Origin of the sequence: Pseudomonas sp. Irchel 3E20 (assembly GCF_900187645.1) — a bacterium.
Lineage (GTDB): Bacteria > Pseudomonadota > Gammaproteobacteria > Pseudomonadales > Pseudomonadaceae > Aquipseudomonas.
Genome location: NZ_FYEE01000022.1, coordinates 1 through 25740 on the forward strand (window position 1 = coordinate 1; position 25740 = coordinate 25740).

General features: G+C 57.9%; 40 protein-coding genes and 2 tRNA genes. 34 read left to right on the plus strand and 8 right to left on the minus strand.

Annotated features, from left to right (window positions below; all coding sequences use genetic code 11):
- Window positions 1–139 precede the first annotated feature (139 nt).
- Both CKW13_RS23465 and CKW13_RS23470 read right to left on the minus strand, forming a co-directional pair.
- Window positions 140–475 carry a hypothetical protein gene (locus tag CKW13_RS23465; RefSeq protein WP_176465179.1) on the minus strand — a complete coding sequence of 112 codons (336 nt, stop codon included), beginning with the start codon at window positions 473–475 and terminating at the stop codon, window positions 140–142.
- A gap of 811 nt (window positions 476–1286) precedes the next feature.
- Complete coding sequence (locus CKW13_RS23470) at window positions 1287–1778, minus strand: HNH endonuclease signature motif containing protein (RefSeq protein ID WP_176465180.1); 492 nt, start codon at window positions 1776–1778, stop codon at window positions 1287–1289.
- Between the two features lie 442 nt (window positions 1779–2220).
- Between CKW13_RS23470 and CKW13_RS23475 the strand changes: the two genes are divergently transcribed.
- Both CKW13_RS23475 and CKW13_RS23480 read left to right on the plus strand, forming a co-directional pair.
- Complete coding sequence (locus tag CKW13_RS23475; RefSeq protein ID WP_095111190.1) at window positions 2221–2538, plus strand: DUF1654 domain-containing protein; 318 nt, start codon at window positions 2221–2223, stop codon at window positions 2536–2538.
- A 107-nt stretch (window positions 2539–2645) separates the two neighbouring features.
- Window positions 2646–2909, plus strand: coding sequence for a DUF1652 domain-containing protein (locus CKW13_RS23480; protein WP_095111151.1), 264 nt, complete (start codon window positions 2646–2648; stop codon window positions 2907–2909).
- 96 nt (window positions 2910–3005) lie between these two features.
- Here CKW13_RS23480 and CKW13_RS23485 read toward each other — a convergent pair whose 3' ends face one another.
- The 5 genes from CKW13_RS23485 to CKW13_RS23505 all read right to left on the minus strand — a co-directional run bounded on the left by CKW13_RS23485 (window position 3006) and on the right by CKW13_RS23505 (window position 5723).
- Window positions 3006–3920, minus strand: coding sequence for a hypothetical protein (locus tag CKW13_RS23485; protein ID WP_218192072.1), 915 nt, complete (start codon window positions 3918–3920; stop codon window positions 3006–3008).
- 171 nt (window positions 3921–4091) lie between these two features.
- Entirely contained in the window at window positions 4092–4334 is a 243-nt protein-coding gene (locus CKW13_RS23490; RefSeq protein ID WP_095111192.1) for a hypothetical protein, read from the minus strand.
- Between the two features lie 39 nt (window positions 4335–4373).
- On the minus strand, window positions 4374–4562 hold the full coding sequence (locus CKW13_RS23495; protein WP_095111152.1) for a hypothetical protein: 189 nt from the start codon (window positions 4560–4562) through the stop codon (window positions 4374–4376).
- A 48-nt stretch (window positions 4563–4610) separates the two neighbouring features.
- Window positions 4611–4838 (minus strand): hypothetical protein, encoded by a 228-nt coding sequence (locus CKW13_RS23500; RefSeq protein WP_095111153.1) that lies wholly within the window; start codon window positions 4836–4838, stop codon window positions 4611–4613.
- Between the two features lie 3 nt (window positions 4839–4841).
- Entirely contained in the window at window positions 4842–5723 is an 882-nt protein-coding gene (locus tag CKW13_RS23505; protein ID WP_095111154.1) for an XRE family transcriptional regulator, read from the minus strand.
- 104 nt (window positions 5724–5827) lie between these two features.
- On the opposite strand from CKW13_RS23505, the gene CKW13_RS23510 reads away from it, so the two are divergent.
- The 22 genes from CKW13_RS23510 (at window position 5828) to CKW13_RS23615 (ending at window position 18779) form a co-directional block, all read left to right on the plus strand.
- Complete coding sequence (locus tag CKW13_RS23510; RefSeq protein ID WP_095111193.1) at window positions 5828–6022, plus strand: Cro/CI family transcriptional regulator; 195 nt, start codon at window positions 5828–5830, stop codon at window positions 6020–6022.
- Window positions 6023–6053: 31 nt separating this feature from the next.
- Window positions 6054–6254: a hypothetical protein gene (locus tag CKW13_RS23515; RefSeq protein WP_095111155.1), complete on the plus strand. Its 201-nt coding sequence runs from the start codon at window positions 6054–6056 to the stop codon at window positions 6252–6254.
- 19 nt (window positions 6255–6273) lie between these two features.
- Window positions 6274–6486 (plus strand): hypothetical protein, encoded by a 213-nt coding sequence (locus CKW13_RS23520; protein WP_095111156.1) that lies wholly within the window; start codon window positions 6274–6276, stop codon window positions 6484–6486.
- A gap of 82 nt (window positions 6487–6568) precedes the next feature.
- Window positions 6569–7429 (plus strand): BRO family protein, encoded by an 861-nt coding sequence (locus CKW13_RS23525; RefSeq protein WP_095111157.1) that lies wholly within the window; start codon window positions 6569–6571, stop codon window positions 7427–7429.
- Window position 7430: 1 nt separating this feature from the next.
- Window positions 7431–8408, plus strand: coding sequence for a phage replication protein (locus CKW13_RS23530; RefSeq protein ID WP_095111158.1), 978 nt, complete (start codon window positions 7431–7433; stop codon window positions 8406–8408).
- A complete protein-coding gene (locus CKW13_RS23535) occupies window positions 8395–9192 on the plus strand; it encodes a hypothetical protein (RefSeq protein ID WP_095111159.1) in 798 nt (265 codons plus the stop codon). The genes CKW13_RS23530 and CKW13_RS23535 overlap by 14 nt, the downstream gene beginning before the upstream one ends.
- Entirely contained in the window at window positions 9189–9515 is a 327-nt protein-coding gene (locus CKW13_RS23540; RefSeq protein ID WP_095111160.1) for a hypothetical protein, read from the plus strand. Before CKW13_RS23535 ends, CKW13_RS23540 begins: the two co-directional genes overlap by 4 nt.
- Entirely contained in the window at window positions 9515–9874 is a 360-nt protein-coding gene (locus CKW13_RS23545; RefSeq protein ID WP_095111161.1) for a hypothetical protein, read from the plus strand. The genes CKW13_RS23540 and CKW13_RS23545 overlap by 1 nt, the downstream gene beginning before the upstream one ends.
- Window positions 9871–10287: a recombination protein NinB gene (locus tag CKW13_RS23550; protein ID WP_095111162.1), complete on the plus strand. Its 417-nt coding sequence runs from the start codon at window positions 9871–9873 to the stop codon at window positions 10285–10287. Before CKW13_RS23545 ends, CKW13_RS23550 begins: the two co-directional genes overlap by 4 nt.
- A complete protein-coding gene (locus CKW13_RS23555) occupies window positions 10287–10886 on the plus strand; it encodes a recombination protein NinG (protein WP_095111163.1) in 600 nt (199 codons plus the stop codon). Before CKW13_RS23550 ends, CKW13_RS23555 begins: the two co-directional genes overlap by 1 nt.
- Window positions 10883–11464, plus strand: coding sequence for a hypothetical protein (locus CKW13_RS23560; RefSeq protein WP_095111164.1), 582 nt, complete (start codon window positions 10883–10885; stop codon window positions 11462–11464). The genes CKW13_RS23555 and CKW13_RS23560 overlap by 4 nt, the downstream gene beginning before the upstream one ends.
- Window positions 11465–11570: 106 nt before the next feature.
- Window positions 11571–11646 (plus strand) — tRNA-Thr (locus tag CKW13_RS23565).
- A gap of 3 nt (window positions 11647–11649) precedes the next feature.
- Window positions 11650–11724 (plus strand) — tRNA-Asn (locus CKW13_RS23570).
- Between the two features lie 306 nt (window positions 11725–12030).
- Window positions 12031–12420: a hypothetical protein gene (locus tag CKW13_RS24340; RefSeq protein WP_141234021.1), complete on the plus strand. Its 390-nt coding sequence runs from the start codon at window positions 12031–12033 to the stop codon at window positions 12418–12420.
- A gap of 130 nt (window positions 12421–12550) precedes the next feature.
- Complete coding sequence (locus CKW13_RS23580) at window positions 12551–12883, plus strand: phage holin, lambda family (protein ID WP_095111166.1); 333 nt, start codon at window positions 12551–12553, stop codon at window positions 12881–12883.
- A 56-nt stretch (window positions 12884–12939) separates the two neighbouring features.
- Window positions 12940–13380 carry a proteasome subunit beta gene (locus CKW13_RS23585; protein ID WP_095111167.1) on the plus strand — a complete coding sequence of 147 codons (441 nt, stop codon included), beginning with the start codon at window positions 12940–12942 and terminating at the stop codon, window positions 13378–13380.
- Between the two features lie 95 nt (window positions 13381–13475).
- A complete protein-coding gene (locus CKW13_RS23590; protein ID WP_095111168.1) occupies window positions 13476–13898 on the plus strand; it encodes a hypothetical protein in 423 nt (140 codons plus the stop codon).
- A gap of 14 nt (window positions 13899–13912) precedes the next feature.
- Window positions 13913–14536 carry a putative metallopeptidase gene (locus CKW13_RS23595; RefSeq protein WP_095111169.1) on the plus strand — a complete coding sequence of 208 codons (624 nt, stop codon included), beginning with the start codon at window positions 13913–13915 and terminating at the stop codon, window positions 14534–14536.
- Between the two features lie 31 nt (window positions 14537–14567).
- A complete protein-coding gene (locus CKW13_RS23600; protein ID WP_017528147.1) occupies window positions 14568–15029 on the plus strand; it encodes a DUF2280 domain-containing protein in 462 nt (153 codons plus the stop codon).
- Window positions 15016–16317, plus strand: a complete 1302-nt coding sequence (locus tag CKW13_RS23605; protein WP_095111170.1) for a terminase large subunit domain-containing protein — start codon at window positions 15016–15018, stop codon at window positions 16315–16317. The genes CKW13_RS23600 and CKW13_RS23605 overlap by 14 nt, the downstream gene beginning before the upstream one ends.
- A gap of 7 nt (window positions 16318–16324) precedes the next feature.
- Complete coding sequence (locus tag CKW13_RS23610; protein ID WP_095111171.1) at window positions 16325–17743, plus strand: DUF4055 domain-containing protein; 1419 nt, start codon at window positions 16325–16327, stop codon at window positions 17741–17743.
- Window positions 17733–18779 (plus strand): phage head morphogenesis protein, encoded by a 1047-nt coding sequence (locus CKW13_RS23615; protein ID WP_095111172.1) that lies wholly within the window; start codon window positions 17733–17735, stop codon window positions 18777–18779. The genes CKW13_RS23610 and CKW13_RS23615 overlap by 11 nt, the downstream gene beginning before the upstream one ends.
- Window positions 18780–18817: 38 nt before the next feature.
- On the opposite strand, the gene CKW13_RS23620 is transcribed toward CKW13_RS23615, so the two are convergent.
- Entirely contained in the window at window positions 18818–19411 is a 594-nt protein-coding gene (locus CKW13_RS23620; RefSeq protein WP_095111173.1) for a hypothetical protein, read from the minus strand.
- Window positions 19412–19590: 179 nt separating this feature from the next.
- On the opposite strand from CKW13_RS23620, the gene CKW13_RS23625 reads away from it, so the two are divergent.
- The 10 genes from CKW13_RS23625 to CKW13_RS23670 all read left to right on the plus strand — a co-directional run bounded on the left by CKW13_RS23625 (window position 19591) and on the right by CKW13_RS23670 (window position 25716).
- On the plus strand, window positions 19591–20301 hold the full coding sequence (locus CKW13_RS23625; protein WP_095111174.1) for a hypothetical protein: 711 nt from the start codon (window positions 19591–19593) through the stop codon (window positions 20299–20301).
- An 11-nt stretch (window positions 20302–20312) separates the two neighbouring features.
- Window positions 20313–21281: a major capsid protein gene (locus CKW13_RS23630; RefSeq protein ID WP_008431834.1), complete on the plus strand. Its 969-nt coding sequence runs from the start codon at window positions 20313–20315 to the stop codon at window positions 21279–21281.
- A 49-nt stretch (window positions 21282–21330) separates the two neighbouring features.
- Window positions 21331–21906, plus strand: a complete 576-nt coding sequence (locus tag CKW13_RS23635) for a hypothetical protein (RefSeq protein ID WP_095111175.1) — start codon at window positions 21331–21333, stop codon at window positions 21904–21906.
- A 39-nt stretch (window positions 21907–21945) separates the two neighbouring features.
- Window positions 21946–22338, plus strand: coding sequence for a protein singed (locus CKW13_RS23640; RefSeq protein ID WP_095111176.1), 393 nt, complete (start codon window positions 21946–21948; stop codon window positions 22336–22338).
- 3 nt (window positions 22339–22341) lie between these two features.
- Window positions 22342–22701: a hypothetical protein gene (locus CKW13_RS23645; RefSeq protein ID WP_095111177.1), complete on the plus strand. Its 360-nt coding sequence runs from the start codon at window positions 22342–22344 to the stop codon at window positions 22699–22701.
- A complete protein-coding gene (locus CKW13_RS23650) occupies window positions 22701–23276 on the plus strand; it encodes a hypothetical protein (RefSeq protein ID WP_095111178.1) in 576 nt (191 codons plus the stop codon). The genes CKW13_RS23645 and CKW13_RS23650 overlap by 1 nt, the downstream gene beginning before the upstream one ends.
- Window positions 23273–23668, plus strand: a complete 396-nt coding sequence (locus CKW13_RS23655) for a phage tail terminator-like protein (protein ID WP_095111179.1) — start codon at window positions 23273–23275, stop codon at window positions 23666–23668. The genes CKW13_RS23650 and CKW13_RS23655 overlap by 4 nt, the downstream gene beginning before the upstream one ends.
- Window positions 23669–23732: 64 nt before the next feature.
- Window positions 23733–24905: a phage tail tube protein gene (locus tag CKW13_RS23660; protein WP_095111180.1), complete on the plus strand. Its 1173-nt coding sequence runs from the start codon at window positions 23733–23735 to the stop codon at window positions 24903–24905.
- A gap of 80 nt (window positions 24906–24985) precedes the next feature.
- Complete coding sequence (locus CKW13_RS23665; RefSeq protein ID WP_095111181.1) at window positions 24986–25456, plus strand: hypothetical protein; 471 nt, start codon at window positions 24986–24988, stop codon at window positions 25454–25456.
- 17 nt (window positions 25457–25473) lie between these two features.
- On the plus strand, window positions 25474–25716 hold the full coding sequence (locus tag CKW13_RS23670; RefSeq protein ID WP_095111182.1) for a hypothetical protein: 243 nt from the start codon (window positions 25474–25476) through the stop codon (window positions 25714–25716).
- Window positions 25717–25740 lie beyond the last annotated feature (24 nt).

Genomic DNA, 25740 nt, shown 5'->3' on the forward strand with positions numbered 1-25740 from the left:
GCCTACTGGCTTTGCAGGATTTCGAGCAGTAGCGAGCCCATCCGCGTTTCCGGTCTGCCGTGCGGGCAATGAAAGGTTGTTTGCAGCGAAGGCAGGCGTATTCGGCCGTGGCAGCCATGGCGACCTCGAGTGTTTGGGGTTAGGCGGAACGGGCGGCTAGCATGGCGTCGGCAATTTTGTAAGCGGCCTTCGCGGTGTCGTGTTCGCCCCCTTCAAGTCCGAACAAGCAGGGAGCGCCTGCTGTTGAGATCATTCCCTGCAGGGCCTTGGCCGCGAAATAGTCTCGAACCGTCATCCCGAAACAGGTGTCGTGACAGCCGTATTCATTGGCGCCAACGGGGAAGGCAGGCTCTTTTCCGGCATCCACGGCATGGCACTCGAAGCAGATCCCGCCGGATTGCTCCGACTCTTCAATCAGGCTGCTGCATTTCAGGCATGATCCGAAGCGCTCTGGATCTGGGGGCTGAAAGTTCATGTCTCTCTCCATTTTTTGGTTCACCTGCATTCGTCAGCACTCATGCCTCCCGCTGGTTGCCGATGGGCGCAGGGGAGAAATGCTGACGTAATAGAGGTGGGGAAGGGTGGAAGCCGCTTACCGCGGCAAATCGGCTTGCTCGTGGCTCACTGCAAGCGGGTGATTGAAGTCCCTGCTACCAACAGGGATGCCGTTCGACCTATGAGGGTGATAGGCCGGATGCAGGTGGGCGGTTATAGGCCGCAGTTTCGTCCGCATCGGGGTGTGATCTGGCCGGCGCTGATCCCCGGCATAGGTTGGTTACTTGTGGCGCACCCTTTCGGGACACTCCCTCACGGTTTAGCGCATCAGCCTGCGCATTCAGATCACACCCCGATGCGCTCTCATAGAGAGGATCGGGCAGTTAACGACAGGCTGTCGTGGCGCTGGTTGTTTAGATGCGTGCATCCCAGAGCGCAGCCATTTGCTCGTGGGTTGCCGCTGTAGGCCCTGTAGCTCCGCATGTGTCGCAGAGCAGAGATATAGGGGTGTGCGTGCCGTCATCAGCCACATGCGTTATCTGGCTTAGCTTCACGCCTCTACACCAAGGGCATGGCGCTCTGCCGGTCAGGCTGAACATCTGCATTTGCTGGGCGGCCTCTCGGGGTATCAACTCGCTCATTTACCCAATCCTCCCAGTCCTTCTTCTCGATTAGCAGGCCTTCATATTCATGGCCGCCGCACCCATGGCAGTAGATGTGTGGCGTTTGCCCGCCAAACGATGTAGTGCTTCCTGAGCTGCAAATTTTGCAGGCCATCGTCTTGCCCTCTTTCAGTAGCGACCATTGTTTTCGTGATAGCCGAGGCGTATCTCAGCAGATTTACGCGCGCAGACAGCACTGAACAAATCCTGGTAGGTGCCGAGATGTATGAACTCACCGCCTTTGTAGGCCTTGGCGTGCCAGCGACTCTCACGCACCTTCCAGCTGACGCCAGAAACTCCGCTGGTTGACTGCCTGTACACGCGCTTGTTGCGGTTGTTCTCGTTCCTGCCAACCATCCGCAGGTTTTCCCAGCGGTTGTCGCTTCTGATGTGGTTGATGTGATCCATATGTTCAGTGGGCAGCTCGCCAATCATGTAGAGGTGCGCCAAGCGATGAGCCAGATAGCTTGCTCCGTCGGCGAATATCTTTACGTAGCCTGCGTTGTGCTTGCTCCCTGCGACGTTTCCGGCCTTCCTCTTGCCACTGCTTTGAAGGTTCACAAACAACCCTGTTGATGTGTCGTAACTGAAAAGCTCTTTGAGTCGATCTTGAGTCAGCATCGCTTTCTCCAGTCCATCCGATTTCCAATGCCGCCTCATAGAAGCGGCATCAGTAAATCTGTGGGTGTTTCATCTCCACCACGCGCATCGCCCGATTCATATCTCTGGCCAGGTCACACATTTCGTGTCCGGTGTTCTTCCTGGCTGGCTTGCGTGGTTTCGCGTACTCACATGTGGGAGTACGGCCAGTTCCAGAGCTGGCATGGAGATCGAATTTGTTGCTCGCACTGTGCCCATGTCTGGGGATCGATCTGCGAGGTTCCCGTGCTGTTAAAGAGCGGCGGGTCTGCTGAGGCCCTGGCGAGTCCCTGTAGGGTGACTCGATAGGGTAAGTTAACCATCGGTTTATTTTTACGTCAATACCGATGGTTAATTTATTTTCATTGAGCGCGAGTTATGCTTTTGCTATCACTGGATGAATGTACAGTATAGGGTGGGGCAAATGAACAAAGCGCAGAAGGCTAGGCAGGTTGTACGAGTTGAGATGTCCGCGGTTGAGCGCTTAGGTCTACGGGTATCGTCAATGATCAATTCGCCACGAGCCCAGGAGCGGCGCTCGGCGGTCATTCATCGCCTGGACACGGACCGTGACGCCGAGTGGGACGAGGTCATGGGGAGGATCGCCGAGACGGACGGCGTGAACATGGTCTTCCAGGATGATGGCGGGGTGCTACTGGAGTGGGAGGCGCCAAGCGACGAGGATAGGGTCGTTGAGCTAGGGGAGGTGGAGGCGTTAGAGGAGGAGCCAGCGCCTTTCTGACAGATATGAAAAGCCCGGTGCGGCGGTCCGCCATTCGAGAAAGGGTTTGAACCTTTAACTCCTACAACAATCGATTGGCTATAAAGACGACATAAGGAAGTGCAATCATGATCTCCAGCCTTGAGCTTCGACACATTATTGAATCTGGATTCCTGCCGCTTAAGTGCATTTGCTCCATCGACCCGGAAGGGCGTATGACTGTCTGTCTGTACCAACCACAGAAGGGGCATGCCGCTTTCATTGCGGAAGGGCTGACCACTGAGCATCTGACTTCGAGCCGCGCCATTGCCGCCCTGGTGGGCGAGCTAAAGCAGGAGTTTGTCCGAAAGGGATTCGTGGCTGAGCCGCAACAGTGGCTGCTGCGCGGATAGCGAATCGCAGACGATAAAAAATCCGCTCAGTGGCGGGCTACGGATTCAGCAGGGAAGGGCAGATACAAGAAGCCCGGCGCTGGGCCGGGCTAGCGGTTATCCGTGACCTATGGATTTCGCTTTGAAGAGCTGAGAAATAGCCAGAGCCTCGTCTTTACCACCCTTCAGTACATTAGCTTTTGTAAGGATGTATTTGGGGAATTTTGTAGGTAGATACTCGTTGTGAAACCACTGTCTGAACGCTGGCAGCGCGGCATCGGGATAGGCGTTTGGCTTTTGAGGGTTGCTCATCGCCTGAGGGTAGTAGCTAGGGTAATTATGCTCATATTGCGTCCGCTCTCCGTAAAGTTGAGCCAGGTCGTTATCTCTCCAGTAATTACCCCAGTTTATTCCGACAGATATGTCCGGAATGGTTTTGTCGTTAACTCCAACGTCTGCATTTATTAGGTCAACTACCATGCCGGTAATTTCTTTGAAAACCGTGAAATGGCCCGGTGGAGAACTGTCGTTCAGGAGTGAGACGCGGTCATTATGATATTTCCACTTATCACCTGGAGTATATCCAAGAGCCTTATAAATAAAGCCTTTTAATCCAAGACTTGCAAAGCTCCTGTAGCTATCAATGGCGGTTTGATTGCTACCAGTGGATTCAAATGCGTAGTACTCAAGGAAAGCCATGCAAACAATGTCTGGATAGGAATAGTGCTTCGATCCATCCTTTTCACATTCGATGTAAAGCTTTCGCTCAGTGTATCCCTTGTCAAATAGATAAATTTTTAGAAAAGAAATCCGGTCCTTACCAATAACGTCGTCATCATAGTGGTCCTCCCACTCCTGCGTGATCGCCTGAATCATGCTGCGGGCGGCGCCAGTAATTCTGGAGAGTCCCCTTTGAGTAAGGTAGGGTATCCCGTTCTCCAGGACTCCCATTTCTACGCCATTGATATCGCGCTGAATCTCAACCCCTAAATCTAGTGAGATCTGCCCTGTTTTGCCGGCCTTCCTGCTCATAAAAATCATCCTTAAGTTGCTGATGTATAAAGAGAAATAGGTGGCCTGCTGTGCGGCCATTTTACTCTTCAGTATTTACCGATTCGTACCCAGCTTGGTGCCGCACAGGGGTAAGCTAGCTGCCGCTCTGAGTTCACGCCAATTATCAGATCCGCGCATACAACTCCGGTTCTATCGCAGAGCCATCGCCCTGGCAATCATCCCGTCCCGCACCTCAGCCGCGTACTTCGCTAGCTTATCCTCACCATCATGAAACACGGTGCACATCTTCAGCACAGCTTGGGCATCTGCCTCATTGCCGGCCAGGCTCAGGCGCTCAGCGATTCGCAGCAGCTCGACGGCGGACCATTTCAGATCGGAGGCTACGCCCTGGAGGTCGCGTTTCAGGTCTTGCTCTAGTTTGTTGAGTCCCATCATCGCCCCCTCCAAATCCTTATTGCGTGAATCCGGTAATCAGTCCGCCAGAGCTATTCTCAGCGCTACCGAAGCCTGCAGTAGCCTGTTCACCTGGACCGAAACTGCTGCAGCCAGCTCCTCATCCCCTGCATCTCTAAGCGTTGCTGCCAATTCGAGCAGCTTTCCTACCTCAGCCTCAATGGTGTGGACGGATTCGCCAATCTGGTATCGAAGTGAGTGCGCCATCTTGAAAATTCCTTGCCCGAATAGCTCGCATCTCACTGACGCGCCAGATCACTCAGTCTTCGCTCGTGTGATGACACCAGCCCGGACCTCGTCCGCCAGGGCTGCCACCCGATCCGCATTCTCGTAGAGCTTCGCAATCACCTTCAGGACCGCTATTGCATCCACATCTCGGCAGTCCTTTGTGATGTTGAGCACTTCGGCCGCAGCCTGCTCAAGGTCAAGCCCTAAATCCTTGAGTTCGCGGCGTAACTGCTGGTTGGGCTTGGTTAGGGGCATGGGTCAGGCCTTTCTCGCATTCCAGATCAGTAGCACCTTGGCATGAACTGTTACATCCTCAATCCGCGCTTCTTGGTCCCTGACATTTGGGTTGTCGGACACCAGCAAAAAGCGCTCTGAATCCAATACCTGAATCCTCTTGATGTACAGGTGCTCGTGCCAGGTCAGGACGTATATGCCCTCGCCAGCAAACTCGTTGACACCCTTGTCTACTATCAGCGGGTCTTTGTCGTTGATCGTACCCTCCATGCTCTGGCCCCAGCCGGTAATCATCGCCAGCGAGTGAGGAGAGGTGTAGGAGATGTTTTTCTCGCGCAACACGTCTTCGTGGATGATGAGATTGCGGACCACCTCGTTGTAGTCACCCGGCACTTGGCCGTGACCCATCGAGGCCCGGACATCGTACTGGCGAATCACGATCTCGCCCGCACGGGCCTTCAGCCCTGAAAAATCTGCCTGAATAACCTTGCCCTGCGCTTCACTGGCCGCCGTGAGGGCAGCCGCCGCGATCTTCTCTTGCGCATCGGCGTCTAGATTCTTCCCCGCATGCTTGCGGATCATCTCCATAACCTTCTCGGCCGCACTCGCGCCGCCAGTTGTAGCAGCCTTAACGGGCGCGCTGGTCAGTGCCGCTATCTCGCCAGCCAGACGCGGGCTGAATGCTGAAACTGGCTCATCAAGCATGCGCGCCAGTACCGCTGCGAACTTCGTGTTCAGCGGGTTGATGCCCTTGAAGTAGAGATTCACGGCAGCCGGTGTCATTCCCGCCTCATCGGCGATTTTCTTTTGACTGAGCTTCAGTTCGTTCTTCTTCGAGAGGAACAGGTCGTGCGCTGCTGCGCATTCGGCAATCAGCTCGGGCGGGAGGATTCGTTTTTTGGTCATGGGGCAAATTTAAACCAATGGTTAAAAATAAGAAGAAACCATCGGTATTGATTAAAAATTAACAGATGGTTAATATCGGCCTCATCTACAACCGAGGCGCAACCATGAATGAGACTCCCCTCGACAAGTTCGTGGCTGACAAAGGGCAGTCCGAAGCCGCAAGACTTCTTCGGGTAACTGCCCCAGCCATTCACAAAGCCCTTTCTGCGAAGCGAGATATCCGCGTGCTTGAACTCCCAGATGGGAGTTTTCAGGCGAAGGAGCAGCGTCCGTTTCCCTCCCAAAAATCTGCCGCTTAAACCAACTTAAACAGCCAGGAGCACTACCCGTATGTACATGGACCCCAATCAAAAGCGCGCCATCCCGGTGAAGGTTCGTTTTGAACCTGTGCTTGATCGGATTCTGCGTAAAGCCGCCACCAAAACCCGCATGCAGCACGCCACGTATCTCTACGAAATCATCGAGTGGGCAGTGGCCAACGGTGTGATCGACGAACTCATGCAGGACAAACAAGAAGATATCGCGGGCTAAAGCCCCTTTGGAGGGCCGAATGACCGTAATTCTTGAAAAGCTGCCGCCGGCTCATAGGCAAGAGATACAGCGGTTGATGAACAACAACGGCTGGAGCCTTGAGCGGGCACTGAATGAAATGGTGGAAGCGTCCATTGCAGCAGGGGCGCTTTCGGTCGTTGGGCGGAGGAAGGCCAAGGTGCTTCAGTTGGTGACCCCAATCAGGGCCTCTTGCAGGGACTCTTCAGGGTAGCCGAGAGGGCCTCTGCCAAATCCCAGACGAAAAAAAGCCAGGTTCGTGGCCTGGCTCTCTTAAATCGCTTGTGGAGCAAATCATGCACCATCAAACCGAATCGATCAATACCCCCAACAATCCCGCGCCACGCTTTTCGCAATCTGAAAACGTGGCGCGGATTAAGCCCGTGACTCCTTTCGACTTCCACGGCTTCCCTGTCCGCGTAATTGACGACGGCCACGGTGAGCCTTGGTTCATCGCCAAGGACATCGCTGAAGCCCTCGGCTACTCCAACACCTCGAAGGCGATCAATGCTCACCGCAAAGCGGTCAGTACCTGCCATACCGAAATGGGAGGTCAGGTCCGCGCAGTGCAAATCATCCCTGAGCGCGACCTCTACCGTCTGGTGATGAAGTCCAAGCTCCCGGCTGCTGAGCAGTTCGAGGAGTGGGTGGTCGGGCAGGTGCTGCCGAGCATCCGCAAGACCGGCACCTTTTCTGCCCAAGGCCCGAACAACTCCAAAATCGTCGGCGAGCTGGCAATCCTTGAGTGCTTCGATCGCCTGCTCAAGCCTGCGCCCTCCAGCAAAATGATGATGCTTGCCCAGATCGCCGCCAACAACGGTCTGGACGCCAAGTTCCTCCCGGGCTACGCCGTGGACGCCGCTTCTGATGCTGCTGGCGGCTCTTCCATGCCTACCAAGGCCGTCACTGCTCTCATCAAGGAAAACAATATCAGCAGCACGGCGCCTGGCTTCAATCGCGCCCTGGCTGCCCATGGTTTCCTCAAGGTTATGCAGCGCAAGAACTCCAAGGGCGTGTCTGTCGATTTCTGGTCTGTGACTGAAAAGGGCCTCCAGTACGGCAAGAACCTCACCAGCCCTCAATGCCCCCGCGAGACGCAGCCTCACTGGTACGTGGATCGCTTCCTTGAATTGGCCACTTTGGTCGGGAAGGCCTGACATGCAATACACAGTCACGATTAACCAGGTGAAGGCGCTGGAATGGGGGCTGAACTCTCAGCAGGCCCTGCTGTTCGCCTTCGTCTACGGCTGCCCGAGCTGGACCAAGCCAATCAAGACTGACGACGGGATCTTCTTCGCGCTGAGCAAGGCCAAGATCATCGAGGAGCTGCCGCTACTCACTGATAAACCGGATACCGCTTACCGCATGTTGAAGGCCCTGGAAGAGGCTGGTTTGATTGAGCTTTCCAGCACTTCAAACATCACACTTTTTCGCCTCACAGAGAAAGCCGTCGAGTGGAACCAGAAACTTGACGGGTCGGAAAAATATCCGACCCCACCAAAAAACAAAGGTCGGAAAAATATCCGATCTACCTCGGATAAATCTCCGAGCAAGGTCGGAAAAAAATCCGTGCAAGGGTCGGATAAATCTCCGACAAATCAGGATACCAACCATCAGGATACAGATCAGGGCACCAGTCAGGACTTGCAGGACGCCACCGGCAAGCCGGCTCAGTCCCGCGGCTTGGTGCTGGTGGTTGACCGCACCGATACTCCCCGGGTCGAGATCCCCGCCGACATGCCTGGCCCCAAAGACCAGGCCTGCAAAACCTTCAAGGTCTGGGCGAACTACGCCATGGCCTACCGCAAGCGCTACAGCGCCTGGCCGGTGTGGAACGCCAAGGTCGGTGGTCAGCTTGGCCAACTGGTTGACCGCCTGGGCGCCGACGTCGCCCACCACGTCGCTGCCCACTTCCTGAAAACCAGCGATGCCGCCGTCCTGCGCAAGTGTCACAGCCTCAACGAGCTGCTAGTCAACGCCGAGAGCTACCACACCCAGTGGGTCACTGGGCAGCGAATCAACGGCGCAACCGCTCGCCAGATGGAACGGACTGAGGCGAACCTCTCCGCAGCGGAACAGGCCGCCCAGATGGTTCTGGCCAAGCGCCAAGCAGGTGACCGCAATGAATACCTCTGAAATGAACGACCAGCAGGTCGCCGGGCTGGCCGCTGCCATCTGCGCCACCGCCGAAGCCATGGGTCAGGAAATGAACCCAGGCACCGCCGCGATGATGGCCGAAGACCTCTGCGCGTATCCGGTGCCTGTCGTCAAAGCCGCGTTGAAGGCTTGCCGCTTCGAGGTGAGGGGGAAATTGGCTATGGCCGACATTCTCCAGCGTGTGCAGACCTCCGATGGCCGTCCGGGTAAGGACGAGGCCTGGGCCATTGCCATGACCACCAACGACGAGTTTGAAACGGTGGTGCTGACCGACGAGATCCAGTTGGCCCTGGCTGCCGCAAAGCCCGTCCTCGACGCCGGCGACAAGATCGGCGCCCGCATGGCTTTCATCGGCGCTTACGAGCGGTTCGTCGTCCAGGCCCGCGAGGACGCCAGGCCGGTGAACTGGCACGTCTCTGTCGGGTTCGACGCCGGCCGCCGCATCCAGGCCGTCACCAAGGCCATGGAGCTGAAGCGTATTCCTCGCGAGCACGCCCAGAAGTACCTGGCCGACCTGAGTGTCGGGCCTGTCACCGAAGACGGCCGCGCCATTGCTGGCCTGCTGACGGGTGCGGTAACCCAGCCGGCCCCGGCCCTCCGCCAGAAGCTCGAGCTTGTGAAGAGTTCAATGCTGGAAATGCGCAAAGCCAGCGCTGAGCGAAAGATCGAAATGCGGATTGAAGCGGCCAATGAATTGGCGAATCGCCGGGCGCTGCTGATCCGGCAGGCCCAGGAACTGGAAGAGAAGAGGGCGGCTCAATGACCGACTACACCGAACTGAAACGGCTGGCCGAGGCTGCCCAGTACCAGAATCACGAATTCCAGCATGAGTTGGTGCGTGCAACCACGGCATTCTTCGGGGGGTGCATTCCCGAGCAGATCCTTGAACTCATCGCCGAGCGCGACCAGCTCAAGGCCGAGAACGAGGCGCTGCGCAATGGGCTTCGTTTGGCGCGGCACTGGTGTGCGTCTGCATTGAAGGCCGCGCGGGTAGATTCGCAACCGTCCGAACTACTCGATATCGCATGCCTCCTGCGACATCAGGCGTCGGATATTGACGCCGCCATGGGCAAGGGAGAGCAGTAATGATCGACATGAATGAAGTGCTCGATCTACAGCGCAAAGGTGACTTCGCCGAACTGACGCGCCGAGGCATTCAAATATCTGACGGCAAGATGGAGAAGGCCGAAGGCTGGGCCAAGCCGTGCTTTAGCGGATTCCGCGCCCATTACTTCGTCCAGTTGTCTGCAAATGCAATAGGCCCAGGTGGCCGTTATCGCTCCTGGAAGTCGGAGTGCGGCGCTGAAACCACGACGCACGACAAGGCGCCGATGTTCGGGATGGGTAACTGGGACCGTTGCAAGGCCTGCCTGAAAAAGCGAAACGCAAAGCGCAGCCTTGAAGCAACGCAGGCTGCGCATATGGGCAATGGAGAGTGGTCATGACCAGCCTCCAGATCCGCAACGAATCCGACCGCAACAAGGCGATGGGTTATATCGCCGGCCTGGACCTGGCCAAGCCCAAGAAGCTGGCCATCACCGACGTGGATCGCAGCGGGGAGCAGAACAAGGCCCTGCACGCGGCGCTGGCAGATATCGCCGGCCAGGTCGAGCACGCCGGGAAGAAGTGGGATGTCCTGATCTGGAAGCGCCTGCTGACGGCCGCCTGGCTGCGTGAGTCGGGCGATCAACCGCAGATGATACCGGCAGTAGACGGCAACGGCTTCGACGTCATCTACGAGCGCACCAGCAAGCTCACCGTGAAGCAGTGCGGCGAGTTGATCGAGTGGGTGCATGCGTTTGGTGCTGAACACCAGGTGCGCTGGACGCAGAAAGATCATTGGGAGGGTCGCTACTGATGCTCGCCTCCAAACAACCCAAGGCCAAGAACTGCAAAAACCCAGATTGCAGGGACTCCTTCGTCCCTCAGCGCCTCGGTCAGTCGGTGTGCAGTCCGAAGTGTGGCCTTGCCATCAAGGACGTTAACCAGGAGAGGGCGCGCAAGTCCCTGGCCCAGGTGGAGCGATCTGAGATCAAGGTCCGCAAGGAGAAGCTGAAGAGCAGGGCGGATCACCTGCGCGAGGCCCAGGCCGCGGTGAATGAGTACGTGCGCCTGCGTGACGCTCACCTGCCGTGCATCAGCTGCGACTCCACGCCGAACGACAACGACCTCATGACCGGCAGCCGGTGGGATGCTGGACATTACCGATCCGTGGGCGCCTGCCCAGAGCTGCGCTTCGAGCCGCTGAACATCCATCGCCAGTGCGTGAAGTGCAACCGCAACCTATCCGGAAACGCCGTGGAGTACCGAATTCGCCTGGTACTGCGCATCGGCGCCGAGAAGGTCGCATGGATCGAAGGGCCTCATGAGGCGCGCAAGTACTCCGTGGATGAGATCAAGGCCATCAAGGCCAGCTATCGGGAAAAGACCAGAGAACTGAAGAGGGCTGCTGCATGAAGATCAACTCAGCGCGCCAGGCTTGGCATGACTGCAAGTACAACCCGGCCCCCGGCCAGACCTCTGACGTTGTTCAATTGGGCGTGGTGGTGCAGAACACCGAGCGCGGGCCCACGGCGAACCACGCGGTGCATAGCGCCTTGGCTGGTCAGATCCAGTCCGCAATCGCGCGGCTTCACTATCAGCTTCGCGCCTTTGGGAATGCCATGTACGCCGCAGAGCCTACCGATGATGATCGGGATGATGCTGAAGGGGCCGTATTCAATCTGGCCTGTTCCCGGGCGCCGCGCATGACGGCCGACAAGAGAGGGCGGGGCGAGTACGTGGCCAAGGGTGTGTTCCGTCGCTATCGCTACATGCACCAGGGCGGGCAGTCTTCAAATCCTGACCCTCTCATCAAGCCCGAGGTGTTCCGTGCCTGGATGGTTGCAGAGTATGGCGTCAAGCTTCCATCCACGGCATGGAGTCGTGACTGGGAGCCTTTCGTGCAGCTCTGTTTCGACGCTTGCTATGACATTGATGCGAAAGCACTAAGCCCGATTGGCGGGGTGATTTACAAGATGCAGGAGGCCGCTTGACTTCCCGCACGGCTGAGGGCATGATTTCCCCATATTGAGTATTTTGCCTGCGGCAACTTGCTCCACTAACCCTGCTTTCGAGCGGGGTTTTTTGTGTCTTAAATTCGCCGCCATAGCTCCAGTGGTAGAGCAGTCGCCTTGTAAGCGAATGGCCCGGGGTTCGAATCCTCGTGGCGGCACCACATTGGCATGTAGCTCAGAGGTAGAGCAGGCGGCTGTTAACCGCCCGGTCGGAGGTTCGATCCCTCCCTTGCCAGCCAGTAACACCTGTAGCCAGGACAGCCCTCGGGAAGGCCTGGACGCTGATAAGCCGGAAAGTACAGCGCTTCAAGAAAACACCGGCAGCCCGCGCACCCTGTCCCATCACCATGCTTACAGGGTGGCGCGAGACAGGAAGGGCGAGATCGATGCATTGGGGCGTCGGCACCTGGATCGTCTTCGGCAGACGGCGGGAAAGACCACGCACCTATTGAGGGGCTCGGCATTGTGCGGGGCTTTTTGTTGATTGGCTCGTGCGCTTGAGGTATTGCTATTGCGTACTATCAATCTCTACGAGACACGGCAAGATGATCAACATCAATCAGACCATATTAGCTGCCGCCTCTGAGTCTCCTCCGTGGGCTGACTATGCTTTACGCAGAGTTGTAAAAGCCGTCAATGATTCGCGTATAGAGATGGCGATAACTCTGTCGTCGGGTTCGATAGTTATCAAGGGAACTTTGATCGCTATCGACGCGTATTACGATCATCTCGCTGTTCGTCTCGCTGACGTGCTGAATGAGTCGGCTGATTTGCGGCGAACGCAAGATGAGTTGAAAGAAGCCGGCAATAGCCTTCCTTACTATATCCATCTTAAAAATTCGGCCATTTTTGTTGGTGGCTCTCAGACCAGTATTAGCGGAGAGGGCCTGTGGCGAGGCGCTATCAGTAGCATCAATGGATATTCGCTTGGCTAATGGGCTGAGTTCGCAGAAATGTATTTTTAAACGGGGCCTCAGCATTCGCTGGGGCTCTTTCGTTTTCGGGCTTTGCCCAGGCCTACGCAGGCCATTTTTATTCCTAACTCCCTGACGGGGAGGAACCGAGATGCCAAACATGCCAGACAAACCAGACACTTGGGCGATAGCGCTTGCATGGTTGAGCCAGCATTCGCCAATCCTCTATGCGGCTGCGTTGTCCTGTGCGATGGCCGTCTTACGCATCACCTACGGCGGCGGTACACGGCGCCAGATGATCGTGGAGGGTGCTATCTGTGGCGGTCTGGCCCTGACGATCATCAGCGGGCTTGAGTTTTTCCATTTGCCCCAGAGCATGGCCACCTTCGTAGGTGGCTGGGTTGGCTTTCTGGGCGTGGAGAAGATCCGCTCTATTGCTGATCGTGTGACGGACTTCAAGCTGCCCAGTCGCAAGATCGATTAATCCGCGCCACGTTTTCGGATGCGCCAAATCGTGGCGCGCAATCATGAGGGATGCATATGACGACCATTGCCTACAAAGACGGCGTGATCGCCTATGACGGTCGCCAGACTCGAAACGATCGCATCGTTTCTGACGCCGCGCAGAAGTGCCAGGTTGTCGATGGTGTCAGCTTCTTCCTGTCAGGCGCGGTATGCGATGAGAGGGCTTTGATCGCCGCCTACTTCGGCACGCCATCAGCGGTGCCTGTGGAGTGCTCAGGCTATGTCGTCGACGGTGGGAAGCTTCTGATGGTCGGCCATGACGACAAGACGGGCATCTGGAAGCAGGATCTAGATTTGGCAAACCCTGACGCAATTGGCAGTGGCTATGCATATGCCATCGCCGCAATGGATATGGGTGCAAGCGCAGAAGACGCAGTGCGCGCCGCCATGAAGCGAGACATCTACACCGGCGGCACGATCCGTTCGGTAATCATTGATCAGGCCAAGGCGGGGTAGGTGTGCCGCAGCTGAGTGCGGAACAGGCGGATTTTCAAGGCTAGAAAGTTGACAGCACGGTAACATCTCCTGACCTATATCAGGGGGGAGCAACTATGTTGGAAGATCCAAGAGTTACCGCGCTGGATGATCACTATTACAAAGGCAGTCTTACATTCGACCAGTTTGTTTTGGGCGCCAATCTAGCGGCAGCGGCCTATCTCGCTCAGACACTCAAATACGGGGTGATTGGATGGAACGAGAACACGCTGTTAATGACTCCTTTACTTGTTCTTGGAGTGGCGGCGTGGTTAGGCTTTAAAAGGGTCGAATGTACAATTCACTTACTAAAAGTGAATGCTCGGTACCTAGAGCTTTGCCATGCAAATCCAGGCCGTGATCTTTCTGGCGCTCGGGAGGTAACTCATGAGTGGAGTAAAAAGACGGGTTTCTTCTACCGCTGGCGCAACAGATCGATCTTCCTCGGGCTCGCCTCCCACGTTGGCGTGAAGCTACTTTCCGCATACCCAATTTTCTAACATTGGAGTTGGCGATGGATAGACCATACCCGCCGCCATCATTGGCTGAGCTTGCCGACCTATCCTACTTCGGCATTCGCCTGACGCCCGCGCCTGAGGTGTGGGAGTGGCTACAAGCCGAGATCCTTGCCGACACCGGCAGCATTCACAACGAAGACCATGCTCACCTACTGGATGCAGACATTCGGGTCATGTGGGCGTCGTCGAGCTTCGAGAAGCAGGGTAGGACAGTCCTGGGCCAGGCCGAACAAGTAGCGTTCCGCGCCGGCGGTTGGCAGAAAGCCCGGATGGAGCAACAGATGCGTGATTGGTTCGGCGATGTGCCGGCCTTCATCATCACGCTCGCCGCTGACTACTGCGCCCAGTGCAGCGACACCGACTTCTGCGCCCTGATCGAACACGAGCTGTATCACCTGGCTCACGCGGCCGACAAGTACGGTCAACCAGCATTCACCCAAGACGGTGCACCGAAGATCAAGCTGCAGGGCCACGACGTAGAAGAGTTCGTCGGTGTGGTCCGTCGCTACGGTGCGAGCCCTGACGTTCAAGCGTTGGTGGATGCTGCAAACAGTCCTGCCGAGGTGGGGAAATTGAACATTGCGAGGGCCTGCGGAACCTGTCTGCTCAGATCGGCCTGAAATTTGACAGGCATTAGACGGAATCCAATTTATGGCAAACCTGAATAGTGAGGTGAAAGGCTTCATCGTTCAGGCCTTGGCGTGCTTTGACACCCCCTCTCAGGTGGTGGAGGCCGTCAAACAAGAATTCGGCATTGAGATATCGCGTCAGCTTTGTGAGTCGCATGATGCAACCAAGCGGGCGAGCAAGACTCTCGCCGCCAAATGGGTGACGCTGTTTCACGATACCCGCAAGCGATTCAGGGAGGAGACGGCAGAGATACCGATAGCCAACCGCGCCCATCGACTGCGCACCCTTGGCCGCATGGCCGAGAAAGCCGAAAGCATGAAGAACATTGCGCTGACTGCCCAGCTACTGGAGCAGGCAGCCAAAGAGTGTGGCGACATCTACGTCAACCGGGCCAGGAAGGAAGAAGCTGGTGATGAACCGGTAATCCCGACCCGCATTCAGGTCGATGTGGTGGATGCGAGGAAGCCGAATGCCGAGCCTTAACGTTCCGCAATCACAGTTCCTCTTGTTGCCCCACAAGTTTCGTGCGTTCGTTGCCGGGTTCGGCTCAGGCAAAACTTGGGTTGGCTGCTCGGCACTGAGCAAGCATTTCATGGAGTGGCCTGGGGTCAACGCTGGCTACTTCGCACCGACTTACCCGCAGATCCGGGACATCTTCTATCCGACGATGGATGAGGTGGCCTACGACTGGGGGCTGAAGACCAAGATCAACCAGGCGAACCACGAAGTTCACATCTACAGCGGCCGGCAGTACCGCGGTACTGTGATTTGCCGGTCGATGGAGAAGCCGCAGACCATCGTCGGTTTCAAGATTGGCCACGCCCTGGTGGATGAGCTGGACGTGCTGACTGCCCTGAAGGCACAGCAGGCCTGGCGCAAGATCATCGCCCGGATGCGCTACAACTTGCCCGGGCTGAAGAACGGGGTGGACGTCACTACGACGCCGGAAGGCTTTAAGTTCGTCTTCCTGCAGTTCGTGAAGCAGCTGCGCGACAAGCCGTCGCTCAAGGAGATGTACGGTCTGGTGCAGGCCAGCACGTTCGACAACGAGCTGAACTTGCCGGATGACTACATCGAATCGCTGATGGAGTCGTATCCGCCGCAGTTGATCCTGGCGTACCTCAAAGGGCAGTTCGTCAACCTGACGTCCGGCACGATCTACACGGCTTACGACCGCAAGCTCAACGGATGCTTCGACACCGTGCAGCCCGGCGAGCCGCTGTTCATTGGGATGGACTTCAACGTCGGCAAGATGGCGGCGATCACCCACATCAAGCGCGACCAGGGTCTGCCCCGGGCGGTTGATGAACTGGTCGATGGCTACGACACGCCGGACATGATCCGCCGTATCAAGGAGCGCTACTGGCGCCACAACGGCAACAGTTTCGAGAAGACCTGCGAGATCCGAATTTACCCGGATGCCTCCGGTGGTTCGCGGAAGTCGGTAAACGCCAGTGAAACGGACATCGCAATCCTCAGGCAGGCGGGCTTTTCGGTGATTGCGCCCGATGCAAACCCGCCAGTTAAGGATCGGATCAACGCCATGAACGCTATGTTCTGCAATGCGCAGGGTGAGCGGCGCTACCAGGTGAACCCGTTCACTTGCCCAACCTATGCCGACGGCCTGGAGCAGCAGGTGTGGTCAGCCAATGGGGAGCCGGACAAGAAGTCAGGCAATGACCACGCAAACGACGCAGGCGGGTACTTCATCCATCACGACTACCCGATTGTAAAACCGGTAATCCACATCCCTGTAACCTTCACTTTCTGAGGCCAATATGGCGAATTACAGCATTCCCCGGGCAGAGTACGCACAAGCCCTGGCTGGCTGGCAGTTGGTGAAGCGTTGCGTTGCTGGCGCCCGCGAGGTTCGCAAGCACGATGAATACCTGCCGATGCCTGACCCGGAGAACAAATCACCTGAGAATCAGGCCCGGTACAAGCAGTACAAGAGGCGGGCGATGTTCCTCAACGTTACCGGGCGCACGCGCGCGGGGCTGATGGGGGCGGTGTTCCGCAAGACTGCTGAGTTGTCGCTGCCGACAGCGGTTGAGTACCTGAAAGAGAACGCCAGTGGCGACGGAACCAGCCTTGAGCAGCTCTCGAAAGAGTCTGTAGGCGAATGCCTGGACACGGGGCGCGGCGGTTTCTTGGTCGATTTCCCGACGGTCACGTCAGAAAGCGGCGTTTCCTCGATGGCCGACCTCAGCACCAAGCGCGCCTTGATTCACTTCTACGGCGCCTTGTCCATCATCGACTGGGATGAGCAGGTGATCGACGGCGTTAAGCGTCTGGTGTACGTGAACCTGCAGGAGTGTGTGACCGAGTTCAACCCTGCCGAGCTTTCGCGTGAAACCTACAACCAGAGCCGTGTCCTACTCCTGATAGACGGTGAATACGTCCAGCGGGTCTACAAGGAAGGCGATGATGGCTATACGGAAGCTAAGCCAACGGATAAGGCAGGCAATGCGTTCGACCACATCCCCTTTAGCTTCTACGGCGCCCAGAACAACGACGCAAGCATCGACAAGTCGCCCTTGGAAGACCTGGCCGACGTGAATATTCTCCACTATGGCAACAGCGCCACGGTGGAGGAGAGTGGGTTCATCAGTTCTCAGCCGACTCTGTTCATCACAACCGACATCAGCGCGGACGAGTTCGTTAAGGCAAACCCGAACGGTATGCAGATCGGCTCTCGTCGAGGGCACATGCTCGGGAAGTCCGGTTCGGCAGTGTTGTTGCAGGCAGACGAAAGCCAGCTTGCCCGCACGCTGATGAAGGACAAAGAAGAGCAGATGCTCATGATCGGCGCCCGTATCGTCCAGCAGGGCGGCGGAGCCGAGACGGCAGAGGCTGTTCGAATCCGGTATAGCTCGGACAACAGCGTGCTGGGCACCATTGCCGGCAACGTGTCCGAGGCGCTGAAGCTGGCCATTCTTGACGCTGAGCGCTTCATGATCGGTGAGCCAGACGAGAAGGGCACCGTGTTCTGGCTCAACCAGTCGTTCTTCGACGAGACCATGACAGCCCAAGACATCCTGGCCCAGGTTCAGCTATGGCAGCAGGGCTTCATTGCCAAGTCTGATGTTCGGGTGAACCTCCGTCAGGGTGGCGTGCTCGAGGCTGACCGCACTGATGATCTGATTGATGAAGAGCTGGCGAGTCAACCACCAGTAGGCGGAAGCGATGAGCAATGAAGGCTTCCTCGAAGACGCTGCTACCCGGCACCAGATTTACGTCCAGCGCTATGCCGGCGGAAACCTCAAGCGAGTGGCTGTGTTCCTCAGCAGGGCAATCAAAACAGCCAAGCAGCGCGTTTCGGATGGGCTGAGTGCTTACGGGACAAAGCGCTACACCTCACAGATAGAAACGCTCCAGGGCGATCTGCGGGGCATCTACGACGACCTAAAGGGCCAGGCGCAGCTTGATCTGAGCGACTTTGCCTCATATGAGGCCCAGTTCAACGCAACCATGCTCGGAAAGGTGGTGCGTGCCGTAGTGCAGCTCAACGTGCCGTCGGCTGAGATGGTCTCAGCCGCAGCGCTGGCTGATCCACTCCAGCTTGAGGCGCGAAAGGGCATCCAGCGAATAAGCATCAGTGGTGCGCTCGACCAGTTCGGGACCAAGAAGGCCGCCGAGATCATCGGCGAGATTCAGATTGGTTCAAGCCTGGGTGAAACCAGCCAGCAGATCAGCCGGCGCCTCACCGGCATTCACCAGCTACAACAGGATCAGGCTTCGTCGCTAGTCCGCACCATGACCAACCACATCGCCAGTACAGCGCGGGTGGAGACGCTCAAGGCGAACGACGACATCCTTAAGGGAATGCGCAGGATCGCCACGCTTGACTCCAAGACCACACTGTTCTGCATGAGCATCGATCAGACGATCATCCCGCTGGATGGCCCGCGACCGCCGTATCACTGGGGGTGCCGCACGACAATCGTGCCGGTGCTGAAGGATGAGTTTGCGCGGGAGATTCCAGGCTCTACCCGGCCCTCAATCGGCCCTGATGGGGTGACGCTGGTGTCGAGCAAGACGAGTTATCAGGAGTGGTTATCCCGCCAGCCTGCATCGTTTCAGCGTGACGTGCTGGGGCCGAATCGTTACGAGCTTTTCACGAAGGGCGAGTTAACCCTGGATAAGTTCGTGGACGACAACGGCAAGACGCTTACGCTTCAGCAGCTTCGCGAGCGTGAGGCGATGGCGTTTGAAAAGGTTTTTGCATCGTAGGAGACGGAGCGCACGACTGTGTCATGCGCTCCTGTGGGTTAGGCATGGCCTCGGTTGAACCAAGAGGACGGAATCTTCTGGTCTGGAGCGACCGGGTGTTTCTTACAGTACTCCTTCGCTTTGTCATAAACGATCTCCAGGCACTTCACGCTGCGGGAGTAGGGGAGGATCTGCGCTTCTAGGATCGCCTGCTCACGCTGGAAAATCTGGCCAGGCATCAGGCGAGCTTGGTTGAAGCGGACTTCACGGAAAAGTCCGGTATCGACCAGCCGGTTCGTTACCTCAGTCACCGCTTGCATCGTGTTGCGGTACGACTCGGAGATGAAGCAGTTACGAATGAGCGCCTCCAAGGAGAAGAGCTCTCGACCTTCGAACTCGTGAAGCGGCTTCGCCCGCTTGTTGATCGGAAGGCTCTGGATTCCACAGCGCACCCAGTACTCAACGAACCGCGGCAGATCGATAGCAGCGCTTGCTCCGGCGTTGGGCAGTCGGATCGATAGGGGAATTTGGTGATCGACGTCACCGGCCGGCTTTGCTTGCGCAGCGCCGAACACGTCAGCGTACTCAGCGTACGGCACGACGGCAAAAATTGGCTGGTCATTCTCATCGAGAATTAATTGGTGTTTCAACATTTCTGATTACCTCGCGGGTCAGGTTAAAGGAGCAACGAAAAATCGCTCCAGGAGTAAAATATATCGCTCCTTGAGCGCTCCTTCAAGCGCAATTTAACCTGATCAAGTACATGGCCGGCCAACCGCCGGCTTTTTTGTTCCTGCAGGCAGGGCCTGCACCAAGTCTCTGGGAGACAGCAATGACCTTGAAATTCCAACTGGACAGCCTTGAAGGCGTAGATGAGTCCGTTCAGGCCCTGTACGTCGAGAAGGACGGCAAGTTCGTTCTTGGTATTGAAGGCCTTCCTCAGCCTGAAGACGTTTCCGGCCTGAAGTCCAAAGTTCAGGAACTGCTGGACGAGAAGAAGGCGGCTGACAAGGCTCGCAAGGAGGCCGAAGACGCGGCCCGCTTGGAGCGCGAAGAGTCGGCCCGCAAGTCAGGCAACGTCGAAGAGCTCGAAAAGTCCTGGTCCGAAAAGTACAGCCGCCGCGAAGCCGAGCTGAACGGCCTGCTGGAGCAGGAGCGCGGCACGCTGAGCACTCAGATCCGGGATCTGACTGTAGGCCGTACTGCTACTGACATCGCGACCACGCTGGCCATCCCAGGCAGCGCCAAGGCATTGCTTCCCCATATCGAACGCCGCCTGAGCGTCGAGCAGCGTGACGGTAAACCCACCGTTGTGGTGCTGGACCAGGCCGGCAAGCTCTCCGCGACCACGCTGGATGAGCTGAAAGCTGAATTCATGAACGACCCCGCATTCGGTCCACTGATCGCGGGCAGCAAGGCATCTGGCGGCGGGGCCGGCGGTGCTGGGAAGGGCGGCGGGGCCGCAAAAGGAAAAATCGGCGGCACCAAAGAGGAACGTACGGCCGCGATCGCGAGCCGGTTCCCGGATCTCCCACAATCGTAAGGAAATAACTCATGTCCCTGTCGCAAATGCAGGTTTTCAACGAATACATCATGCCGGCGACTCTCGAGACGCTGGATCAGTATCTCGCTGCGTTCAACGCCGCCAGCCGTGGCGCAATCGTACTGTCCCCGGACGGCTTCACTGGTGACTTCCTCCAAGAGTCGTTCTTCCAGACCCTGGCCGCTGCCCAGCGCCGTGTGGATCGCTACAGCGCGAACGCCGCCGTTGCTGCCACCGACCTGACCGAGCTGAAGAACACTTCGGTGAAGGTAGCCGGCGGCTTCGGTCCGATCCGTTACGAGCCATCGCAGATGACCTGGCTGGAGCGTCCAACCGCGCAAGGCATCGAAGTCGCCAGCCGAGCGTTCGCTGAAATTCTGCTGAAGGACCAGCTGAACACCGCGATCGCCGCTCTGGTCGCCGCTATCACCGCCCAGGCTGCTGCCGTCAACGATGTGTCGGCTACCGCTGGCATCACCTACGCCGGCCTGAACAACGCCCACGCGAAGTTCGGCGACGCAAGCCAGAACCTGGTCACTCAGGTGATGCAGGGCACCAGCTACCACAAGCTGGTAGGTCAGAACCTGGCGAACCAGCAGCAGCTGTTCCAGGCGGGTAACGTTCGCGTGGTGGACATTCTCGGCAAGATCTCCGTTGTGACGGATGCCCCGGCGCTGATGCAGGCCGGCACGCCGAACAAGGAAATCATCCTGTCCCTGGTGCAAGGCGCTGCGCTGGTCCACGACGGCCGCGACATCATCAGCAACGTCCAGACCACCAACGGCAAGGAGCGTATCGAAACTACCCTCCAGACCGACTACACCTTCGGCCTGGGCCTGAAAGGCTACACCTGGGACACCACCACCGGCGGCAAGTCGCCTACCGACGCCGAACTGGCGACCGGGACGAACTGGGATAAGACCGCCACCAGTATCAAGCACACCGCCGGCGTGGCCCTGATCGGTGATGCCTCCAAGTAACCCTAAAAGCTGAGTCGGGCCCAGCGCCCGGCTTGGCGAGGACACGATCATGAGTAACAAGAACATCTGGTATCTGCCCGGTCCATTCCACCAGTACCAGGAAGACGTGAAGGCATTGGCCAAGGCGAATGGCCTGCGCATCGTCGACGCAAGTGTTACCGAAAGCCGTGAAGATGCTGCCGGCGATGTGCCTGACGTGACGGTCAAGGAGCTGCCGAAGGTGCTGCTGATCGGCGACGGCAATTCCAGTGTCGATATCGACGCCTTCCGCGCCGAGCTTGAGTCTGTCGGCCTGATCGTCGAGTCATTCGCCGGTCGAGAGCTGGCGCGCCCCGAAGGCGAGCTTGGGTCTGTGGCTGGGCGCCTGTTCCAGGTGTTCGAAGCGGTCAATGCTGGCGTGCAGAGTTTGCGCAACGAGCGTGACGGCGAGGTGGAGAGGGTGAAGGCCCTGCAACTGCAGGTGGACGACCTTCTCCAGCAGGCCGCCAAAACCAGTCAGGCAGACGCCGAGGCAAAGGAAATTGCCGACCTGAAGGCCAAGCTGGACGCGGCCAAGGTCACTTACCGCGCCAACGCCTCGAAAGAGTCGCTCCAAAAGCAGGTCGCCGAGCTCGACAAGCAGTAATACCGGGGCTGCGGCCCCACTCATTCAAGCGGAGGCCAGATGGCTACCTACATCACTGTGGCGGACGTTGACGCCATCCTGGGCCCTACATGGGCGCCAGATGACAAGAAAGCCCGCGCCGTGTTGCAGGCGAATGCCTATCTGACCTCGCTGAACCTGGTCGGTGTCGACATGGATGCCGTCCCGGAAGAGGTGAAGCAGGCCGGCGCTGAGCTGGCCAGGGTCGCCTCTGAGGGCAAGCTGTACCAGCAGCAGACCGAGGGATCGCTCGAAGCCAAGACGGTCAAGGCCGGATCGGTCAGCACCAGCAAGACGTATGCCTCGCTGGACAGCAGCAAGATCATTGCCAAGCCCGGTGATGTCCAGTTTGCGCTGGCGCTGCTTTCGCCTTGGCGGTCGAGCCCGTTCTCGTTCCGCGTAGATCGGGGGTGACCCATGGGCCTACGTGAAGAGATCCAGGCGGATCTGGCCGAGGCCTTCGACACTGATCTGGCGGACGCTGTGAATCCATTCAGCGGCGGCGTGACGCTGCCCGGAACGTGGGATCCGGTCACTGAAGCGGCAGGAGAGCCTGTTGTAATCGCCTATACCGGCCGGGGCGTGTTCGACGCATTCAAGATTGCTCAGGTCGATGGCGTGAACATCCGCGCCACCGACCAGCTGCTGATCGCGCTTACCAACGAAACGATCGGCGGTGTTCCTGACATCGGCCACAAGATCAACGATTTCGACGTGGTCGACGTCCAGACCGACCCGGCCGGCGCCCATTACGAGATCCAGCTGAGGAAAGTCTGATGACGAACAAGGCGGGCTGGAGTCATAGCCTCACGGACTTCGCCGATCAGGCTGGCGAAGACATTACCCAGATGGCGCGCGTCATCGCGACTGCCATGCTCACGGAGGTGGTGAATCGTTCGCCGGTCGGCAACCCTGACCTGTGGCAGTCCAACGTGGCGCTGCGCACGAAGAACGTGGCGCTGGCTGATGCCTATGACGCGAACGTCGACGCCCGCAACGCGGCGCGCACAGGTGGCCGGGCCTTCAAGAAGCTGACCAAGCGCGAGCGCGAAGAGAACTACTTCGTCAAAGCACAGGCAGCGGGGAAGGGCTACATCGGCGGCACGTTCCGAGGTAGTCACCTGGTATCGATCGGCGCTCCCGACATGAGCGTGACTGACAACGTCGATCCTTCAGGCCGCGAAACGATCAACAAGGGCAGCATGCTGATAAAGGCCTCGGGCCAGTTCCCGGTCATCTACATCCAGACGAATAGCCCCTACGGCGAGATGCTGGAACTGGGGCATTCCTCGCAGGCGCCAGGCGGGGTATATGACTTGGCGTTCATTGGTGTGAGTGAGGCCTACAAATGACCTACGAGCAAATCAGAGAGCTGATCAACTCGCGCATGGCGTCATTCCCAGGGGTGACTCGAGAACAAATCGATTATCCCAATCAGCCGGAAGTGTTCACGCCACCGGCGACCGGCCTCTGGTGCCGCCTGAATATCCAGCACGCCACGGCCTTCATGGCCGGCATGGCTGATAGGCCTTACACCCGCAAGCCTGGCCAGATAAACATCCAGTGCTTCGCCCGGGAGCGCACCGGCACCAAGGCCATCAACGAACTGGCCGACGCGCTCGAAGTGCACTTCGCCTACTGGATGTCCGGCGACCTCGAATGCAGGGAGGCCAGCCAGGTCGTCGCCGGTGAGTTTGAGGGCTTCTACCAAATCAACGTCAACATCCGGTTTCGCGCCGGCTGAATCACGACATACCGCCACGCCCGCGCCTTGCGGGTTTTTTTATGCCCGCGAATAGGAGACTCCAATGAGCTCTGGCGCAAAAATCGTAACGCACTACATCAAAGAGGTTGTTCCAGGCACTACGCCTGTGGCGCCTGCAGCCGGCGCCTGGAAGACGATGCGCGTCACCGGCAACACTCTGTCGCCAACGCCAGACACCGAGATCTCTGACGAGATCACCGACAGCCGAATCAGCCAAGGTTCTGTGGTAACCGGTTTGACCATCGGCGGCGACCTGACCGGCGAGATGTCTTTCGGCTCCTTTGACGAGTGGCTGGAAGCACTTTTCTATGGCAGCTGGACGGCCAACGCGCTCACCATCGGCGATACTCGGCACACCTTCAGTGTGCAGAAGGGGTTCACCGATATCGGGGTTTACAGCCTGTTCAAAGGCGTCCACGCCGCTACTGGCTCTATCGACATTCCGGAGCAGGGCAAGGTCATCCTGACCATTGGTGGCCAGGCTCTGGACTATGAAGACGCTGAAGCGTCGTTCGTTACCGGTGCGGCCGCGCCAACCACCACGCCTTTCATGTCCAGTCTTGCTGTGGGTGACATCCTCGTTGATGGCGTTTCTCTGGTGGGCCAGGCCTGTGTGTCGGCGGTCAACATTGCAGTCGATAACACCATGCAAGTGCAGCGCTGCCTAGGTAGCGGCAAGCTCGGCCCCGGCGCGCTCATTGCGACCGAGGCGGCCATTACTGGCACGCTGACCCTGGCCTGGTCCAAGGCTGCATGGCTAATCTGGAAAGAACAGTTGAGCCGCAAGCCTTTCTCGGTTGTGTTCCCGATCAAGGACAGCCTGGGCAACCAGTACACGTTCAACTTCCCAAGCATCGAGATTGACGGCGAGCTTCCGAATGGCGGAAAGCGGGACATCATCCAGGTGAGCCTGAACTACACCGTGGCCAAGATCGCCCCAACCATCACTCGGGTGCCGTTTGTTGCAGTGGCAAGCGTGTCAGTTGCGCCGACCTCGGCCTCTATCGCAGTTTCGGCAACTAGCCAGCTCACGGCATCAGCCTTGCCGGCAGGCTCTTCACAGAACGCGACATGGTCGAGTGCAACGCCTGGTGTTGCGACTGTCAGCGCCTCCGGCCTGGTAACTGGCGTGTCTGTCGGCTCAGCCGTCATCACCGCGACCAGCGTTTCTGACCCGACCAAGACCAGCACCGCAGCCATCACGGTCACCGCTTAACCCCGAACAAACCTTTGACTGTCCCGGCATTAACGCCGGCCGGGACGGTCCTTTTATTGGTGTGGCGTTGAGGATTTAACATGGCTTTGCAGATGACCAAGAAAAAAGATGCGGCCCACGGTGAGCGCTGGGTCGAGTTCGATAAGGACACCAAAATTCTCCTGGCCGGCATCGACAATGCCGAGTATCAGGTAGGCCTGGAGCGCATGCGCCGCCGCATCGCGCGCAACGATGCCCGATTCGAAGAGGGGCAGGTTGGCGTAGTGTCGGGCGAGCTGACCGAGCACCAGAACCACGCCATGCTGCTGAGCCACTTCATCGTGAAGGACTGGTCAGGCGTTCTGGATGCCGATGGCAACCCACTGAAGTACACCCCGGCTGCGGCTGCACAGTTGCTGGATCACAACCTGGAATTCTTCATATTCGTTCTGCGCGGCGGCTCGTCTGTAGCCGCAGAGAGCGCCGAAGAGCTGGCTGAAACCGTAAAAAAGCCGTCGCCCGCTTCGAGTGGGAAAAAGAGTGGGCCGGCCAAACCGAAAAGCGCGGCCTGATCTACCAGGCGCTGAGGATGGCTGTACCTGATGAGCCTGAGAAAGACTCAATCACGGCCTACATGCTGAACACCTTCCGCAACATCACACGAGGTCGGCGTTTCCTGTCCACAATGGCTGGCGCATTCCCACTGCCGTTATCCGCTCGGGAAATATCCGATTGGCTGGAATCGCACCCGCCGCCGCTGCCGCGCGATGAGATCGACGATGTAATGTTTGCGCTGGATGCGGTGTGCCTGGACGACGACAGCGATGATTGACAACCAACATGAAGCGGCTGGCCC